This window comes from Rhizobium sp. Pop5, from assembly GCF_024721175.1.
Taxonomy (GTDB): domain Bacteria; phylum Pseudomonadota; class Alphaproteobacteria; order Rhizobiales; family Rhizobiaceae; genus Rhizobium.
Genome location: NZ_CP099401.1, coordinates 83,419 through 102,033, shown reverse-complemented (window position 1 = coordinate 102,033; position 18,615 = coordinate 83,419). Strand labels below are relative to the sequence as shown.

Here is an 18,615-nt window from a genome sequence, read left to right as displayed (position 1 = left end):
CGCAACCTCAATATTGTGGGAAACCTGTGATAATGCCCTCGCCTGCCGGTTCGATAACGACCCTGATCGGCACTCCATCGATAACCGGAAGATTACCGCCAGCATCCGTCACAATGAATCGCGCAGGCTTGCCTGATTTGGTATACAGGCCGCCATTCCCGGTCTGAGGTTTCCAACTTAATGCCGGGTCCGTTGCGATATCCGAAATGGTACTCATCACCTTATCCGCATTCCAGCTTGCTGGAAATGCCGTTTTGCCGGGTTGCCCTGGCCAAAGATGGCCGCCACTCCCCGGACCGTCTCCATATAGGATATGGTTTGCCCTGGCTTCACTCGCAAGATTTGTAGCAGGATTAACCAACGGCTTTACCGGCGGCATGCTGCCTGTTATTTCGTCAATCAAAGTGCCATTTGAGCCTCGACCAACACCAGTACCTTCGCCAACAATGCCTCGTGCATTGCCAACACCGCCGAAGGCGATGGCGCCGATAATAATCGGGTCACGAATAATCTTGGCGATTTCATCCTTGGACCCCGTCAGAAGCGCTTTTGCTGCAGCGCTCGTTAAGGTGGAGGCGGCATCGGTTAGTTGCTGGCTATCTGTTGGGTCACCATCAACGGCATATTTCCAGGTGTCCAGAAACACCATGTGCCGCTCCAGCAGGGACAAACCATCGAGATCATCACCGTCTCCGGTCAGCGCCGCGTCGAGATATTCAGCAGCCGCAATCCGTAGATCGACGCGGGCCGTAACGCAGTCCGACGATGAGCTGCCAACACAGGCCTCGATCTTTCGGTCACGACCATATGAGATTTCGCGGAGCTCATCTGCGCGCGCACAGTCTGTTGCGTCCTTGGTATTCTCGCAGGACGCCTGGACACGAGTGAACTCCTCACGTTCCGCATGCTTGAGATAATTATACTGATACTGCGCTGCGCCATAGGATGCGCCCTCGCCACCACCGACGGCGCCAGCCACCAGAGCCGACAGTCCCTCTCCAATCAGCGCAGCTAGCCATTTTCCATCCTCGGTTCCCTCGACACTCGTGCCCTTCAGCATGCCATCAACGAGTTTCCCGATCGCGGGGGCAAGTAGCGAAGCGGTCGCGGCACCGGCGGCTCCCTTAAGTGCCCCCTCCCAACCGTTCACGCCACCGAGAATCCCGGAGCCGATGGTATGCAGGAGCACGCGCCCGGCACCACCTTCCTTCCAGTAGTCCATTCCGGCTTGGTCCTGGTTCCGGGCAGCTTGCTCGTAGAATTCGCTGGCAACGTCACCCACGAGCCCTGCCATGGTCTTCTGCGCTTGCTGCAGATCGGCCTGGGTCTTGTACTGATCGCGCAGGATATCTTCGAGGTCCGGCAGGCCAGGCAGAGAGGTGTTGGTGTTTTGCGTATCACGCCGGATCGTGCCGATGTCCTGCGTCTGGTGCGCCGGATCGGTGATGGTGATGCCGATATTGGCGCCGATGGCCGAGTAGGCCTTGCCGGTCTCCTTCTCACCAGCCTTGACGGGCGGCGCCGGGCTCAAGCCGCCGACGCCAATAGAACCGCCATAGGTCTCGGCCTTCCAAGATGAATGGGTGTCGATGTCCGTTACCGTCAACGTGCCGGTATTGAAAGTGTTGTGGTCGGATGTTGCCTGGCTTGTGATCAGCCCACCCACCAGCGTTGTCTGCTTTTCGATGTTGAGATCGAGGCCGCCGGTGCCTGCATGAATGCCGGATTGTTGGGAGACGAGCGCAACATCGCCCTTCGCCTTTTGTGTGACACCGGAGATCCCGGTTGAGCCGAAGCCGATCTGGCCAGAGAGGCTGAGTTGATCTGCATGGGCGTTCGTCGTATCGACTAGGCTCTCGACCGTCAGGTTCCTGACGTCTGCCGTCACGGAATTACCGGTAACGGTCGCTCCTCTCAACGCCAGATCATTAGTAAGGATAGTAACGTCGCCCGTGCCGTTGACATGGGTGTTCGTATGGCTGGTGCTAACGGTATCGGAACCGCCCTTGCCATAGGAGCCACTGGCGCCGACACTGGTGCTGCATCCAGTTCTCGTCGTGCAGCCGAGATTGACGCCGACGCCGGCGCTCCAGGAGCTGTTCGAAGTGCTCGATTCCGACGTACCAGTCGCCGCATTCAGATTGATGTTGCCGCTCCCGGCCGACAGGATAATGTCGCCCGCCAACGGATCGGCGGAAATGGTCCTTAGTCCGAACTTGTCGTAGCCGGCCGCTATCTGCGCGCCGTCGCTGGTGATCGAACCGTTTTGTGCCGCCAGGGCGATGGAGCGGCCGGCGCGAATGTCGGTGACGACAGGCGTCGATGTCTCCGATGAGGACGCGCTCTGCTGATGGCTGACACCGGCGTTGATGCCGATATTGAAGGAAAGGCCCGTTCCGATTTCCGGATCGGTGCTCGTCAGGCCGTCATAGACCCCCCTCAGGCCCTTAATGCCCTCATAGAAGCTGAGTCCGGCAATCGCGCTATTGGTGAGACCGTTGACGCCGCCGGGATCCGAGAGGCGCTCGGCCCCGTTCATGATACTTTGGGCGGCACTTCCCAACTGGCTGGAAACGCTGAGCGTCACGCCAGCGAAGGTTTTCTCGTGCACCTCCTGATAATTGGTGACATCGTTGGCCGACAGCAGATTGATGTCATTGGTCGCAAACAGATTGACGTCGCGTTCGGCCGAAGCCTGCGCGGCCTGAAGGTTGACGTTGTTGCCCGCCGAAATGTGGAGGTCGCGGCCGGCGGACAATATCGACGCCGCATTGGTGTCGGACTGCTGCGCCGAGCCATCCTTGCTCGTTTGTGCGCCGATGCCAATGGCAAAGCCGCCATTGCCAGCGGAGAAAGACAGGCCGAAGCCGGACTTCTTCTCCTGCTCTGACTGCGAAAAGCTCTTCGAACCGGGCGTCACGTTAACGTCGCGTGATGCCGACAGGTAGATGTCCCGCTCGGCATCAACCGAGGAGCCCATGATATTGAGATCAGTCTTGCGGGCCGTGAGCGTAACGTCCTCGCTTGCCGAAAGCGCCGAGCCAACATTTAAGGTCGAGGCCTGCTTGCCGGTGTCCTGCTGCGTGCCGTAGATAGAGATGAACCCGCCCCCGGAGCCAACACCGATGCCGGACTTCTTGCGCTGCTCTTCGAGTTCGTGCGCCTCCTGCGCTCCAATGATGGAGACGCTGTCAGCCGCTACGTTGATCGACCCATCCGCATCGACTTTGGAACCGGCAATAACCGCCCCCTTGCCGGCATCCAAGTTAATGTTGCCCGATGCGCCGAGTTCAGAGGCGACCGTCGTTTCGTCATAGCTTTTGTGACTGGACGAGCCTTTGGACAGGAAACCGCTGCGCGAGCCTTTGTCATCTTTCGCTGTAGTGTCTTTGCCAGAGGCGATGACGAGGTTCCCGCCCGCGGTGATGTTCAGGTCGGCCGGAGTGGTTGCGTCTTCCTTGCCGGCCTCGATCTTCGAGGCGGAAATGACCGTGTCCTTGCCCGAGGTGATTTCGACGCCGCCACCGCCGGTGATGGCGGAACCGACGGCCGTCGTCGTTTCCAGATGCGTGGTCGTCTTCTCGCTCTTGCCGAGGAAACCGCCCTTGACGCTAAGCTTGGTGTCGAGGGTTGCGGTGTCGGTGGCTTCGGCGATCGTCACGTCGTCGGAAGCCTTGAGGCCGACCTTGCCGTCGGCGGCAAGCTTGCTGCCGACGATGTTGAGGTCGTGATCGCCGCTGCCGTTGCCCGCCGTCACCGAGAGGTCGCCGCCGGCCGATATTTCCGAGCCGACATGGGTGATCGACGAGGCGAACTTCTTGCCGAAGGTGGATGCCGATTGCTCCTGCGCGGCAGTGATATTGATATCGTCGCCGGCGCTGAGCGTGACATTGCCCCCAGCCTTGACGGAGGAGCCGGAGAGCAGGATGTCGTCGCCTGATTTGATCGTCGTGTCCGTGCCGGCAGAAAGCTGCGATTGTTGCTGGTCGGTGGAGAGGGTCCTGGTGTAGCCGGACTGGTTGTTGCGGGCGACATCGGTCGCAACGACGGCTACCGAGCCCTTGTCGGCGGTCACGTCAAGCGTCGTGCCCGCCTTGGCTGAACTGCCGATGACATTGACGTTGTCGGTTGCCTTGATCGTCAGGGCTCCGCCGCTGGCGACCTGGGTGCCGGTCGCATTTTGCTGACTTGAGTTGTCGACCTTGGCCGCTGCGAGCGTGACATTGTTGCCTGTGAGCTGAGCGGAGCCGCCGGCGTTCACCTTGACGCCCTTCAGCGCCAGATCGCCGCTGCCGCCGGCAAGCTGCACGTTGCCCGACGCCGTCACACCGGCATTGGTGTTGACCATGTTCTGGCCGCCGATCGTCATGGTCTGGGCGGCCAGCGTAATACCATTGGTGGCGTTGACCACCGTGTCGCCGCGCGACAGGAAGGTTCCGCTGCCCTGGATGGAGCTGCCGGAGACTTTAAGGCCGCCGGCGGATGCGATCAGGCCGGAATTGTCGAGATTGCCGACATTCATGTCGATCGAGCCGCCCGCCATGACGGCGCCGGCGCCGGTGAGCTTCTGCTGGTCGGCGGCGGCCACATAAACGACAGGCGCGAGCGCCTGCACGCCATCGATCGTCTGCCACTGGTAGAGGACGATCGACTTGGTGAGCGCTGCCGCCTGCTCCGGCGTGAGGCCCTGGCCGATGGCCAGGCCGTGATCCTTCGCATAGTTGGCACCGTTGTCGAGCAGCGTCTTCATCTGTTCGATGGCGTCATTGCCGGCGATGAAGGTGCTTCTGCCGAGCCCTTCGCCGACCAGCTGCCGCAACTGCGTGTCGATCAGCTGGTTTTCGAAATAGGCATCGCCGAGGAACGGAACCGTCGTCTCCGGCACGTAGCCGATGCGGCTCATGAAATAGCTGGAGCCGTAGAATTTTCTGACATCGAGAAAATCGGCGCGGGTTTCGAACAGGAATATCTGCCCGGATATGGTGCCGCCGAAGCCGCCCGATTGCGGTTTGGCGGCTTTCGCAAGGGCTGCGCCATCGACGCGGATCCGGTCGGCGATATTGCTGAGGCCGGAAAGCAGGCTGCCGCCATTGGCGGCGACGCTGCCGAGCGACGCATTAACGTTGAACAGCGCGCCGCCGGCGGTCAGGCCGGAAAGCGCCGAGAGCGGATCGCCGGGATTGCCGGCGGCCGCCAGGCTGGCGCCGCCGGCCATCGAGCCGGCCGCTGACGTATTGTTGACGCTGCCGAAATCGACGGAGAGAGCGCCGCCGGCCTTGATATTGGCCGATACGCCGCCGATCGCCTGGACGGAGCTGACGATCGTCGTGCCGTTGGCGATGTTCTTCGAAGGATTGGCAGTGCCGTTGGCATTATAGGCAGTGCAGGCGCCTTGGGCGCTGCAGGTCGTCGTCGTCGTGCGGAAGAGGGTGACGCCGGTATTGGTCAGTGTCGAGCCCTTCAGCGTCGCGTCACCGCCGGCTTCGATCGAGCTGTAGGAATTGGCGAGAGCCGTGGCGTCGACGGTGAGGTTGCGGCCTGCGCGGATCGTGGCTTCCGGGCTGAGCGCGCCAATCAACCGGTCCTCATAGACCGACTGGCTAAGGTGGGACGACCAGTCCCATGTATAGGTGGTGCTTGTGTCCGAGCCGCCGTGGTTGACCTCATCGACGATGAAATAGCGTGACGGATTGTTGGGATCGAGGACGGGATTGCCGTTGGCATCCTTTGGAACGCGGTCCATGATCCAATCGAAAATGGGCTGGACTTTCGTCGGTCCGTTGCCCGATATCCAGGTCCAGGCATGATAGGTCGTACCGTCCGAGAGCGTCGCCTTCGACCAGAGCAGCGGCTCATAATCCTGCCACAGCGGTGCGTCCACGCCCGCATAGAGCTGGAACATATTTTGGTCTTCGGTCTCGAGATAGCCGAAAGGCATGCCGGCGGCGACTGGGTTGAGCGTAAAGCCGCTGACGACACCAGACGATACCAGCGTCCCGGTCGTCCACTGCGGCGTGGCGGAGCGCTTGTTGGTCAGATTGCTGGTCAGGATGGACATGTCGTTGCCGGCCTGGATCAGGCCGGAGATATTGGTAAGGGCTGCGTTCCTTTGTCCCGATGTCGCGCCCGCAATCGTAAGATCGTTGCCGGATATGATGGCGCCCTGATCGTTGGTGAGCGTTCCGCCGACGAAGAGGCTGGCGTCGTTGCCGGCATAGGCAAGACCGGTGGCGCTGTTGGTGAAGTTGCCGGAAATGTTGAATGTCAGATCGTGGCCGGCTGCCAGTTGCCCTGCATTGATCAGCGACGGCAGCGTCAGCGTCAGGTCGTGGGCGGCGAGCAGCGCCGTGCCGGCCGTCGTGGAGAGGCCGCTCGCGTTGATGGTGATATCGCCCGAGCCGCCTGAATTGGTGACTGCGTTGACCCTTGCGCCGCTGAGATCGGCCGTGCCGGAGAGATTGAGGGCGAGGCCGCCGAGAGTGAGGCTGCTATTGGCGAGATTGGCGCTGGCGGCATTCAGCGTCAGCGTGCCGCCGGCGGCAAGGTTGCTCGCCCGGCCATTGGAGAGATCGATATTGCTGGTGGTGAGCGTCAGATTGCCGGCGGTGCGGGTGGGATTGCCGAAGCTGATCTGGCCGCCCGAGGCCGTGAGCGCCGCGCTGCTGAGGCTCTGGAGCTTGGCATAGGCGACATTCTGGCTTGCGTTGGCCGAAAGAGCACCGCTGCTAAGCAGCGCGGTGCCGGCGGTGATAGAGCCGCTCGTGGCGGCAAGGCTCATGCCGCCCGTCTGTTGCAGCGTCAACGTGCCATTGGGGGATTGGGCGGTGGCTGCGAAGTCGAGACCGGAGACGAGCGTATCGACGGTGATCGCCTTTGCCGAGAGGCTGGCGTCGCCCGCTGCGAGCGATTGGCCGGCAAGATCGATCGCGCCGCCCGCGGTGATCGTCATGTCCTGATGGGTGACGACGTTGGCGCTGACATTGCCAGTCGCACCGGCGTTGATGTCGCCGGCAGCGAGGAGATTGCCGGCATCAATGTCGCCGCCGGTCGCCGTGAGCGTGAGGTCGCCGCTTTGCCCGAGGACGATGTCGCCATTGGCCGATTGGGCGGTGGCGGCGAAATCGACGCCGGAGACGATGGCGCCGGCCTGAATGGCCGCTCCCGTGACCGAGACGTCGCCTGCGCCAAGCAGCTGACCGGTGATCGACGTCTTGCCGCTGATCGCAACGGTTCCGTGGCTGCTGGCATTGTTAGCCTGGAAATCATGGGCATCGACGAGGAGCGCGCCGGCGGCAAGCAGCGTGTCGATATCGACGGTGCCGTTGGCGCCGGCATCGAGCTTAAGGTCGCCGGCCGCGCCGACGGCGATAGCGCCGCTGGGCGATGCGGCGGTGGCGGCAAAGTCGGTGCCGGCGACGACGGTGCCCGCCGAAATCGAGCCGCCGGAGATCGACACATCGCCGGCGCCGAGGAACTGGCCCGTCACTTGAGTGTTGCCGGAAAACGTGATCGCGCCATGGCCGGTGACGGCATCGGCGCGGATATTGGCGGCAGAAGCCGAGATATCGCCTGCCGCAAGCAGGGTGCCGGCATCGATATCGCCGCTGGAGGCAAGGGTGAGATCACCGCTCTGCGTCAGGACGATATTGCCGCCGGCCGCTTCCGTTCCCGCAAAGTCGACGCCGGCGATGACCGCTCCAGATGTGATGGCCGAGCCGGCGATGTCGATGTTGCCGGCACTGAGGATCTGGCCGCTGACGTCGGTGGCCGCGTTGACCATAAGGGCGCCATGCGCAATGACGCTCTGGGCTGTCAGCGCCGCTGCGGTGACCGACGTATCGCCGGCCGACAGAAGCCCGTCGACATTGACGGCGCCGCTGCCGGCGGTAAGCCGTATGTCGCCGGCGCTTGTGAGAACCGTGCTGCCGTTTGCCGCATTCGTCGCGGCGATATCGAGGCCGGAGACGACGGTTCCCGCCGAAATCGAGTGACCTGAAGCCGTGACGTTGCGCTCCGCCAGCACATCGCCCGAAATGCCGATATCGGCGCCGGCGGAAAGCGTGACGTTATTGCTGCTGACGAGCGAGGCGGCCGAAATCCCGCCCGATGTCGCGGTGATAACAAGCGCTTCGGTGCTCTTGACCGCACTTGCAACCCGAATGTCGCCTGATGTGCTGGACAAAGTGAGCGCATTGCCGGCCACGACGCTGCCGGCGGTGATTCCGGCCGCCGACGACATCAGCACGTTGACGGCGCTGTTGACCTCGCCGCCGACGCTTAGCAGGCCGCTGCCGCTCGAAAGCAGAATGTCGCCATCGGCGGCGACCGTATCGAGGGTGATGCCCTGATCTGCCAGAACGGCGACCTTTGCCTTCGACGTGAGCTTGGACGCCGTCACCTTCGCCTTCGAGGAGATCGAGACGCCCTGCTGGCCGGAGACATTGCCGAGCGAGATCTTGCCGTCGGCCGACAGGGAGAGTTCGTTGGTGTTGGCCGCCAGATCGCCGCGCATGCGCACGCCGGCGCCCTTCTCGGTGACAACAATCTTGATGCGCCCCGCCTGCATGGCGCCGAGGGCCGAACCATCAATGGCGTATTCCGGCGTTCCCGACGTCGCCGACAGCGCCGTCGCATTGCCGGTCGCGTAATCGAATTTGTTGCGCCCGGCGGTCACGCGAATATCGTTGCCGTAAATGGGACCGTCGATCGTGACCGCACGGGAGACGATGTCGAAAAGATCGACGCTGCCGGCACCGGCGGCAAGGTTGGCGCCCTTGGAGCCGAAGGTGACATCGCCACCATTGACGGTGAAACCCTTCAGCCCGCCATCGGCACCGATATCGGGAACACCCGCCGTCAGTGTCGCATGCGGCGTGTTGATGAAGCCGCAGCCGTCGCAGGTGATGCCGTTCGGATTGGCGATGATGACATCGGCCCGCCCGCCGAACACCTCGGTTGGCCCGTTCAACGCCGAGCGATTGCCGCTGGTGACCTCGTTGAGAATGACGGATGCCGGCCCTGTCGTGTTGAGATTGGGATTGCCCGGCGTGACGCCGCCGAGATTGGAGGTGCCGATCTCGCCCTTGAAGTTGTTGAGGATGAGGCCTGAGGTGCCGACGTCGAAATTGTCGTATTTGTTGTGCGACAGACCCTGGCTGTTCGGGGTGACGATGTCGATGAGCGGCACGCCGTTCGGCGCCGTGCCGACGCCCGGCTGATTGGCGGCCGGCGCCGTCGTGCTTGCCGAAACCGACTGGGCATTGGCCAGCATCGGCTGAAAGACCAGCAGCCCGCTGAGCACGATGGCAAGCGATTGCTGGGCGAAATGCGTGAACCTGCGAAAGGATCGTCTATCGGCCTCAGCGACGCCATGAAGTGTCGTCGTCGACTTGCCCAGCCTTTTGCTCATCGTATGTTATCTGCCGCCCGAATGCGCGGCAGATAAATCCCGCCGCAGTTGTAATTTCTCACGATGACCGAGAACCATAGCCGCTGGTCAGCGTCAACTTCCGCATGTGCTTGAGGTAAATGCAATCCAAACAAAATGGACGAGATTTGGCGTGTCCATAGATGTTTTGCGGCTTGCCTATTCCCCGAATTTCTTGAACGTGATGGAGGAGTAGGCTCCCGGAAGAACTTCCCTCATGACCTCGCGCTCGGCAGCACTTGCTTCAGCGCCCACCACGACGGGGTGGGATTTCGTTCCCTGGACACGGAAGTAGCCGGCGTCGACGATCTGGCCTTCGCCAATCGTAATCTTGCTCGCACCTTCCAAGGCACTGATGTAGCTGAAGAGACCGCCATGGTCGCCGCCCGCCTCAAGCGTCGTGGTCCCGTTCGGCGACGATATCTGGCAGGAGGCATAGGTCACGACATAAGTGCCGGGCGCAATCGGGTGGAAGACGCGTTCGTACTCCGTCGCGTTGCCGACAGGGTTCAGGAGATTGCCGTTTATGTCTTTCGGCTTGCTTTGTTCAGGCAGAAGCCACTTGAAACCGCTCCAGACGTCTTCAGGAGCGGCGACTTCGTCTGGCGCCCCGTCGACAAGCTTGCGAAGACGAATCTGGCCGGCGCAGCGGATAGGACCGAACAGGTCGGGATAGATAAAGCGCGCAAGGATCAGCGCGCCTTTCTGTTTTCTTTTATTGAGGATCTCGGTGGATTTTGCCACTCTTTCGCTGGCGACCATCGCAGGATCCTTTGCCCCGCCGCAGGCAGCCAGCAGCACAGCAACGATGCTCAATCCGGCCGCAGCAAAAGCTCTCTTGGTCATATGAGTTTCTCCAGTTCGGGTGGAATGGCGTTCAATCGTTGGCGCTCGGTTGCCGCCATCGTTTCCTCGGCTCCATCACCAATGCGCGGATGCGCTGAAGTAAAAGAGACCGCCGTCGACACCGTCGACGCTGCTTGCAATGATGTCGGAATAGCCGAGATCGAGATTGACGGTGCCGCCGACGGCGCGGATCCCCGCCGTCCAGCCGGCGAGGTCGCCGCCCGTTATGTCGAACCGATTTTGCTCGTAGACATGGCCATAATCGAAGCCGAGATAGGGGCGCAGTTCGCCGAAGGCCTTGGCCGCCGGGCCGCCGCTCTGGTTGGATTGCGTCCGCCAGACGATCTCGTTGTGGCTGAACATGCCGTTATTGCCGAAGAGCACGCTTTCGCGCGTGCCGCGGACATTGCTGTAGCCGCCAAGCGAGATCTGCTCGGCGCCGAGGAGATTGTCGGGGGAATATTGACCTGTGATGAGCGAGGTCAGCTCGAACTGCCGGCCGGCGGCCTGGAACGGCTGCGTCACGCTGACGGTGGCGTTGAATTTCGAAAATCGCGGATCGGCGTTGCCGGCGCCGGGATCCCCCGGCTCCACCGCATCGAAGAGGCCGAGCCCCTTGTCGTAGCTGGCGTCGAACATCCAGATGCCGCCGAACATGTGACGGGAATGGGAAATGCCGATATCGCCGACCGTATAGCGCCGGCTGCCGACCTCGATCAGATTGCCGAGAAGGAAGTTGTTGGTCTGCTTGTAGGTCAGGCTGCTGCGGACGGTCGTGATCGAATCCTTGTCGCGGAAGACGACGCGATCGATGCCGAGACCAGCCTGGCCCGAATTGCCGGAAGTTTCGAGCGTGCTGAAGTTTCCTTCGACGGCACTTTCATACTGGTACCAGGAGCCGTTCAGCGAAACGGTGGAATAACCGTAGGGGACGCTGACGCTGCCGGAATAGCTGTTGCCATAGCCTTTTCCGTCATCGGTCCACGGATAGTCCGGCCCGCTGTGTTCGTATGAAAAATTCCACTGGTCGTTGATATCGAGCAGATCGTCGGAGCCGAGCGACGCCGAGCTTCTGGAAAAACCGGTGCTTTCCTGCCCCATATTGCTGTTGCCGAGGGAGACGTGCCAAGGTCGGCCGGGCCGGTTTTCGATGTTCAGAATGGACGTTCCGTCCTTCGGGCCGGGCAGCATGGCGGATTTGGCGTCATTGGCCTGCAGCCGGTTCATCTGGTCGAGGCCCTGCTCGATGTCACGGATATTGACGACCCGGCCGATCAGGCCCGGAAAGGCCGTCGCCAGCGAAGTGTTGCCGGCAACCTTCTGGCCGTTGAGATAGATGTCGGAAAGCGTGCCTTCGACGACGAGCAGCCGGAGGATCCTGGTCTTGCTAATATCCTGCTGCGGCACATAGGCCCGCGAGGTGACGTAGCCGTGATCGATATAGAGATGCGTGACGTCTCTGAGCACGGCGTTGATCTCGGCGAGGCCGACGCAGCGATTGCCGTAAGGCGCCGTCACCTTGCCGATCTCCTGCGCCGTGAGCAGCTTCGCCCCGTCGATCTCGACCCGAGTGATGTCGAAACAGGCGCCATTCCCGCCGCCGGCGGGCAAAGCGCCATTTTCCCTCTCCGCGCTGCCGCCCGGTGTGGCGCGGCGAAGAGCATCCAATCGCTGCGTCTGCGATTGCTCCTCCTGGCGGCGGTTGAAGTCGTCGGCCGGCGTTTGCGCGTAGGCGCGTGCGACACCCATCATGAGGGCAGCGCCGGCAACCAGAAAGCATCGAATTTCTGTGGTCATGGGTGAAATTCGGCTACTTCGCGGCAACGGACTGGAGTTGGTCGAGGGCCGGTTTCAGCCCTTTCAGCGAGAAACGGATATTGACGTCCTGGCCGTTCATCAGCCGCACCAGCCCTTCGGCGGTCGTGCCCTTCTTCAGCGCCGCCGTCGTCTTCGTGTCCAGCGCCAGTTGCGCCCAGCATCCCGTCTCGTTGCAATTGCGGTAGTCGACCTTGGCGACCGGTTTACCGTCGGCCTTGATCGACAGGCCGGAGGGAAGGAAGACATTGAGCGGCAACAGAGCGGTCAGCACTAGCCGCGGCTTGCCCTTGTCGCCCTTGTCGCCCTTGTCGGCCGGCGACGCCGATATCGCCAGCGTCAGGACATTGACGGGCTTGCCGTCTTTGGCGACTTGCGCGACCTGGGCGACTTCGCAGGCCTCGGCGCCCTCAGACCCCATGCAGCGATAATACCAGTCGTCGAATTTCTGCGATTTTATCGCCGGCGCCGCTTGCGCCGGCGCCTGTTCCGCAGGAACGGGGGATTGCGCAAAAGACGCATTGGCAGAGGCAATGGATATCAGAACCGGGGCGATCATCCGAATGCCCCGGCTCATGCCGCTTTTCAAAAGATGTCTCGTTGAAAATGCAAAGGTTTCAATCAGGTTTAAGGCCATGTCACTACAATTGATTTTGCCTGTGCTTGTCGCACACCAGCAAATTATCGATGTCATGAAAAAAGCTCAGAGAGCGAGGCCAATCATTGGCGCGACAGCTTCATAGCAGATTTCGGCGCGATACATCGACAGGTAGTGTTTGCTTTGGTTTGATTCACGCTCGTTTCTGGAGAGTTGTGTAGTTAATGCAACACATGCGCTAACGTTTTGCGATCGCCGACCGCCGTGGGGAGAGCGTGGCCGTTCCGGGAAGCGAACCTCGGATCCCTGGCGGCAAATAGCTAATTGGCAATCGGTGATTTTTCCGTTCGTCGGCACACAGCCGCTTCCAGTCGATCCATTATGCGACCTTCCTGGCCTAAGACGTGAACCCCATGGCAACAAGCGGGGCGCTGGCCAAAGCTGTCGCCGTGCCAGCGACTTAGGAACCTCCTGGCCGAAGCGCATGTCGACTAACCGCTAGAACCAATATCGGTTCCTCGGGGTCAGAAAATCGATCGCCGGGAAGAAGTTTGATGCTTGCGAGACCTCATTCTTTTGGATGCCTTTTCGCGTACCGTCCACGCGTTCTATTATCTTGGCGGGAAATCCGGAGAGGGGCATGCAATACCGCCAAAGGTCGGTGCTGTTCGCGGCACCTTGGCTGATCCTTGGAGCTGCCGCAGTAGGCGCTTCGAGCGGCATAACCATTGCAGACTTCGAAAAGCCGGAACTGCTAATCGCCGCGATGTTTGTCGGCATTATCATCGGCATGGCTGTTGAGCAGTTCCTGGCCACGATGGGCAAACAGGCGTGGCGGGAGAAAGACAGGTCACGCTGGGAGGAAAGGCGCTGGCACGAGCGCATCGTACCGAAACCCTGGCTTCAGATGCCAGTTATGGAGCGATTGCGACCGGTCGACGCCACGGATCAACTGCGTATCGTGATGCGCTCGAAATTCACCATTCAACCATTGCTGAACAAAAGCGAAGCCCGGGTATTTCGAGAACTCGACAGCGTCGTGATTGGCTGCAATTCCTCCTGGCAGGTGATGGCGCAAGTTTCATTGGGCGAAATCCTCCGAAGCGCCGACCCAGACGCCTACAGTTGCATCAACTCCAAACGTGTCGACTTGCTGCTCGTGGACGGCAACTGCCAACCGCGGCATGTCATCGAATACCAGGGTGGAGCGCACCACCAAGGAACCGCGGCCGCGCGTGACGCGGTAAAGAAGGAGGCGCTGCGACGCGCCGGGATCGGCTACTATGAGGTGGTGGCTGGCCAAACGACGCCGTCGGAACTCAGACGATTGGTTGAGAAGCTGGTGGATAAACCGAGTGTCACCTAAAGCAATCTCATCACGATCTGTTTTCGCCCAGTCACCGGGTCGGCTTATGGGAATAGCCCAAGCCCACGCAAGTCGGTGCACTTTCCGTCGGGTCCATGGCAGCACCTGTGATCGAGTGCAAGTTCTCCGGATGGGTCTGTTACCGGAGCCAGTCGACACGGCGTGAAAAGAGCAGACACGCCGGTCAAGGCACGCCTGCGATGGTGCGCGCCGCGCGTCCCCCCGCGACCGAAAAAATCCGCGAGCCGAGGTAGGGACACAAGTGCAACGCATTCATCCGCCCACATATCTTTTTGCTGCCCGCGCCCTGCGGGACTTCGGTGACGGTTTCGTGGCCATCCTGTTGCCGGTCTATCTGCTTGCTTTGGGCTTCTCGCCGCTGCAGGTCGGCGTGCTTGCGACGGCATCCCTTTTGGGCTCGGCGCTGTTGACCATCGCCGTGGGCATACTCGGGGTACGCCATGATCTGCGCCGCCTGCTTCTGGCCGCAGCCTGCCTGATGGTTGCTACGGGTGCGGCCATGTCCGTCGTCACCGACTACGCACTTCTGCTGGTGGTCGCATGCGCCGGCACGGTTAATCCGTCCGCCGGCAGCGTCAGCGTCTTCGCGCCGCTGGAGCACGCAGTCCTCGCTCGAGACGTCGGCGATGCCGATCGGACGACGATGTTCGCGCGCTACAGCCTCGTCGGGGCGCTCGCAAGCGCGGTCGGCGCCCTGGCGGCGGCTTTTCCCGATGCCGGGGCGTTCGTCGGGCTTGGACAACTGACCGCCATCAAGCTGATGTTCGTGCTCTATGCGATCGTGGGCGTGGCCGGCGCCGTTCTTTATTTCCGCATCCCGACACGTCTGCCAAACCGCGAGGCCACGGAAGCCGCCACCGCGCTCGGTCCCTCGCGCGCCATCGTCCTGAAACTCGCAGCCCTATTCAGCCTCGACGCATTCGCAGGCGGCTTCGTGGTCCAGTCACTGCTCGCTCTTTGGCTGTTCGAGCGATTCAATCTGTCGCTGTCGGAAGCTGGGGTATTCTTCTTCTGGACGGGCGTGTTGTCGGCATTCTCGTTCCCCGTTGCGGCATGGCTATCGCGGCGGATCGGGCTCATCAACACCATGGTGTTTACCCATATACCCTCGAGCATAGCGCTGATGCTGGCGGCCTTCGCGCCAACCTTGCCTTTGGTTCTGATATTACTGACGATCCGCGCCGCGCTTTCGCAGATGGACGTGCCGACGCGTTCTTCCTATGTGATGGCGGTCGTGACGGAGGCGGAGCGGGCCGCAGCCGCTAGTTTCACGTCCGTGCCGCGCAGCCTTGCCGCGGCGGCGAGCCCCGCGCTTGCCGGTGCTCTGTTCGCGGCATCTTATCGCGCTTGGCCGCTCCTCATCTGCGGCACATTAAAGATCGTCTACGATTTGCTATTGCTTTTGCAGTTTCGGCACCACAAACCGCCGGAGGAACGCTGACAGAGATATCCGATCCGGGCAGTCGCTTCACGAGCCAGGCGTGAGCACGCCCCTAGGTCCGTACCCTAAGGGCTCGCTCCGTCCTATCGGCTATCTGGGTTACGGCATAGGCGATCACCATGTAGATCGCGACTGCGACGAGGAAGGCCTCGAGGTAGTAGAAGTTCAACGCCGCGGTCAATTGCGACTGGGCGAAGATATCGACCACCTCGATCGCGAACCCGAGCGACAGTGCCTTCATGATGACCATGAACGAGTTCGCAAGATCCGGAATGGCGGCCACAATCACCTGAGGAAGCATGACCCGGCGGAAGAGCTGACTCTTCTTGTACCCGAGCGAGTAGGCGGCGTCTGCCTGTCCAGTGTCAAAGGAATTCAGCGCACCCTTGACGACTTCCGCCTGGAAGGCGGCAACGCAAGCCGTCAGGGCCACGATGAGCGTCACCCAGTTCGGCGTCGAGTGACCATTGTACTCCACGCCGACGAGCGAGGTGAGGAACTCTAGCGTGGACGGAAGTCCATAATAGGCAAGAAAGATCACCACCACCATCGGAACGCCCTTGAATGCCACCTTGTAGGCGGTGACGAACTGGCGAAGCACAGGGGTCCGTCGGTACTCGACCATGGCGAACAGGCTGCCGATGATCGTCGAGATGACGAAGATCGCGAGCGCCATGACAAGCGTCAGCGGCACAGCGCCCAGAATATCCCAGAGGTCTGGAAGAAGAACTTCAATATCGAACATGGCGTGCTCCTTCTTCGATCAAACGCTTGCCATCAGTGGGGCTCTTGCGGGTGCGGTGCTTGGGGCGAATTTTGCGGAACGAAGCTCGAAGAAGCGGACGACCAGCCAGGCAATCAGGCAAAGCACCGAATAGAGCACCGCCAGCACGAGGTAGGTCTCGAACTGATACTGGTTGTAGTCGCGCTCCATAACGAGGTGTGCGGTCGCCATCACGTCCGCAGCGCCGATGTACATGACGAGGGCCACGTTATGGATCAGGTAGATGATCGAGTTTCCATAGCCGGGCAGCGCAATGTGGACGGCCTGCGGGCCGAGAACACGCGTGAGCTTCTGGCGGAATGTGTATCCCAGACTGTCGGCCGCATCGTGCTGGCCGCGTTCCACGGCAAGATATGCCGGTCGCATGACCTCAGACAGATAGCCACCGTGGTAGAGGCTGAGGCCCAGCATCGCGGCGATCGTCGGCGACACGAAGTCCTTGACGCCGAACACGCCGACAAGCACCGGTAGCCCATAGAAGGCGACGAACAATTGGAGCACGACAGGCACGCTCCGGGCATAGGAGACATAGAGATCAGCCAACGGGCTGATTACCTGGATCCTGCGCACCCGGAACGTCGTCGCAATCAAGGCCAGCACGAAGCCGGCGACCATGGCCGTGAACGTGATCGCCAGCGTCAGCGGCAGGGCCGAAAGCAGCTCTGGGATCATTATGGATAGGTCCACGTCGGAACACTCCTTCTTTCAGGTTTGGCCTCATCGCCGGCATCGCCGTCCGGCGTTACTTCATGTACGTGGTGATGTCCTCGCCGAACCACTTCTGCGAGAGCTTGGCGAGCGTGCCGTCGGCCTTGAGTTCCTTCAGGGCCTTGTCGATGCCGTCCGCGAGCGCCTTGTTCTCCTCGGAGCGGTGGATCAGCACGAAGGTGTTGTTGATCGCAACTGGCTCGCTGGCCTGGACGTTGAGCTTCTGCTGGTCGATCACGGTCTGCTCGCCTAGGTTGGACGGGAGAACCAGTGCGTCGTACTTGCCGTTCTCGACTTCCTTCAGCCGATCCGGATACGGGATGCCGGCGCTCGAGGCCGTGACCTCGATCTTGTAGTCGTGATTCTGCTCCTGCCATGCGGTCGCAAACTTGTAGATGCCGCCACCTGCAGTCACGGGAACGATCTTCTTGCCGACGAGATCCTTCATCTCCTTGATGCCGCTGTCCTTGCGGCTGTAGATCTTGATCAGGCTGGCGCCGATCGGCGCTTCCGGAATGAGGAACTGCTTCTCGCGGGCGGGCGCACGGTAATAGCCGCCGGTGGCGATGTCGTACTTTCCAGTGGCAAGGCCCGTCTCCTGCGCAATGTCGGCCGCGCCTTCCATCACGAACTTGTACTGGGGCAGCTTCGCGTTGATCGCCTTCAGGACATCGGGCTCGTAGCCCTGCGGCTCGACGCCGATAGCACCCCAGGAGAGAGGCTTCGATTCCGCCGCTGTGGCGATCTTGATCGTACGGACATCCTCGGCGAACGAGGCGGTTGCGAACGCGATCGCGACGCCTGCTACGGCGAGACCGAGACCACGGCGCGAGATTGAACTCTTGGAAGTCATTTCAGGCATCCTTTCTTACTGGATCGCTCGCTCGGAATTCAAGAACTGAGCGAGGCGCGGGTTGGAGGGTGTGTCGAAGATTTCGGTCGGTGTGCCGTCGGCGGCGACGGCGCCCCGGTCCATGAAGACGATGCGGTTGGAGATGTTCTTCGCGAACTGCATCTCATGGGTCACGAGCAGCGAGGTGATCCCCGAGGACGTTACGTCCTTGATGACCTTCAGGACTTCGTTGACGAGCTCGGGATCGAGCGACGAGGTCGGCTCATCGAAGAGCATCACGTCCGGCTTGACCGCGAGCGCGCGGGCGATGCCGGTCCGCTGGAGCTGGCCGCCGGAGAGCTGCGAGGGATAATTGTCGAGCTTGTCGGCAAGGCCGACCCGCTCGAGTTCCTGAAGGGCGATCTTGCGCGCCGCGTCCTTCGACTTGCGCTGCACGACGACGAGAGGATCCATGACGTTCTGGATAACCGTCATGTTCTTGAAGACGTTGAACTGCTGGAACACCATCGCGGTGCGCAGGCGGATCGCCTGCACCGCGTTCTTGTCGGGACGGCCGAAATCCATTTGGATGTCGTCGAACGCAATCGTTCCCGACGACGGTTTGACCAGGTGGTTGATGCACTTCAGCAAAGTCGTCTTGCCGGTTCCACTCGGGCCGATGATCGAGACCACGTCGCCGCGTTTCACCGACAGGTCGACCCCGTTCAGGATCTGCGTGCTTCCGTAGGACAGCTTTAGGTTCTTGATCTCAAGCAT

General features: G+C 61.3%; 10 protein-coding genes. 2 read left to right on the top strand and 8 right to left on the bottom strand.

Annotated elements, in window-relative coordinates; all coding sequences use genetic code 11:
- Positions 1 to 7: 7 nt before the first annotated feature.
- The 4 genes from NE852_RS26185 to NE852_RS26170 form a co-directional block, all read right to left on the bottom strand.
- Positions 8 to 9,409 carry a hemagglutinin repeat-containing protein gene (locus NE852_RS26185; RefSeq protein ID WP_258156925.1) on the bottom strand — a complete coding sequence of 3,134 codons (9,402 nt, stop codon included), beginning with the start codon at positions 9,407 to 9,409 and terminating at the stop codon, positions 8 to 10.
- Between the two features lie 177 nt (positions 9,410 to 9,586).
- Positions 9,587 to 10,273: a hypothetical protein gene (locus NE852_RS26180; RefSeq protein ID WP_008530306.1), complete on the bottom strand. Its 687-nt coding sequence runs from the start codon at positions 10,271 to 10,273 to the stop codon at positions 9,587 to 9,589.
- A gap of 75 nt (positions 10,274 to 10,348) precedes the next feature.
- Entirely contained in the window at positions 10,349 to 12,070 is a 1,722-nt protein-coding gene (locus NE852_RS26175) for a ShlB/FhaC/HecB family hemolysin secretion/activation protein (RefSeq protein ID WP_008530305.1), read from the bottom strand.
- A 13-nt stretch (positions 12,071 to 12,083) separates the two neighbouring features.
- The gene (locus tag NE852_RS26170) at positions 12,084 to 12,725 is read right to left on the bottom strand and encodes an invasion associated locus B family protein (protein WP_008530304.1); all 642 of its coding nucleotides are present in this window, start codon (positions 12,723 to 12,725) and stop codon (positions 12,084 to 12,086) included.
- A gap of 601 nt (positions 12,726 to 13,326) precedes the next feature.
- Between NE852_RS26170 and NE852_RS26165 the strand changes: the two genes are divergently transcribed.
- Both NE852_RS26165 and NE852_RS26160 read left to right on the top strand, forming a co-directional pair.
- Positions 13,327 to 14,052 (top strand): DUF2726 domain-containing protein, encoded by a 726-nt coding sequence (locus NE852_RS26165; RefSeq protein WP_008530303.1) that lies wholly within the window; start codon positions 13,327 to 13,329, stop codon positions 14,050 to 14,052.
- A 262-nt stretch (positions 14,053 to 14,314) separates the two neighbouring features.
- Positions 14,315 to 15,514, top strand: coding sequence for an MFS transporter (locus NE852_RS26160; protein WP_258156924.1), 1,200 nt, complete (start codon positions 14,315 to 14,317; stop codon positions 15,512 to 15,514).
- 52 nt (positions 15,515 to 15,566) lie between these two features.
- Here the strand turns inward: NE852_RS26160 and NE852_RS26155 are convergent, their stop codons facing one another.
- From NE852_RS26155 to NE852_RS26140, 4 genes are read right to left on the bottom strand one after another with little or no spacing between them, the layout of a single operon-like run.
- Positions 15,567 to 16,259: an amino acid ABC transporter permease gene (locus NE852_RS26155; protein ID WP_008530295.1), complete on the bottom strand. Its 693-nt coding sequence runs from the start codon at positions 16,257 to 16,259 to the stop codon at positions 15,567 to 15,569.
- Positions 16,260 to 16,277: 18 nt separating this feature from the next.
- Positions 16,278 to 16,985 (bottom strand): amino acid ABC transporter permease, encoded by a 708-nt coding sequence (locus tag NE852_RS26150; RefSeq protein WP_008530293.1) that lies wholly within the window; start codon positions 16,983 to 16,985, stop codon positions 16,278 to 16,280.
- Positions 16,986 to 17,040: 55 nt separating this feature from the next.
- The gene (locus NE852_RS26145; RefSeq protein ID WP_008530291.1) at positions 17,041 to 17,859 is read right to left on the bottom strand and encodes an amino acid ABC transporter substrate-binding protein; all 819 of its coding nucleotides are present in this window, start codon (positions 17,857 to 17,859) and stop codon (positions 17,041 to 17,043) included.
- Positions 17,860 to 17,874: 15 nt separating this feature from the next.
- On the bottom strand, positions 17,875 to 18,615 hold the full coding sequence (locus NE852_RS26140) for an amino acid ABC transporter ATP-binding protein (RefSeq protein ID WP_258156923.1): 741 nt from the start codon (positions 18,613 to 18,615) through the stop codon (positions 17,875 to 17,877).

Coding starts and splice junctions, on each gene's coding strand:
- NE852_RS26185 (WP_258156925.1), bottom strand. CDS start 9,409: ATGAGCAAAAGGCTGGGCAAGTCGACGACGACACTTCATGGCGTCGCT.
- NE852_RS26180 (WP_008530306.1), bottom strand. CDS start 10,273: ATGACCAAGAGAGCTTTTGCTGCGGCCGGATTGAGCATCGTTGCTGTG.
- NE852_RS26175 (WP_008530305.1), bottom strand. CDS start 12,070: ATGACCACAGAAATTCGATGCTTTCTGGTTGCCGGCGCTGCCCTCATG.
- NE852_RS26170 (WP_008530304.1), bottom strand. CDS start 12,725: ATGGCCTTAAACCTGATTGAAACCTTTGCATTTTCAACGAGACATCTT.
- NE852_RS26165 (WP_008530303.1), top strand. CDS start 13,327: ATGCAATACCGCCAAAGGTCGGTGCTGTTCGCGGCACCTTGGCTGATC.
- NE852_RS26155 (WP_008530295.1), bottom strand. CDS start 16,259: ATGTTCGATATTGAAGTTCTTCTTCCAGACCTCTGGGATATTCTGGGC.
- NE852_RS26145 (WP_008530291.1), bottom strand. CDS start 17,859: ATGACTTCCAAGAGTTCAATCTCGCGCCGTGGTCTCGGTCTCGCCGTA.
- NE852_RS26140 (WP_258156923.1), bottom strand. CDS start 18,615: ATGCTTGAGATCAAGAACCTAAAGCTGTCCTACGGAAGCACGCAGATC.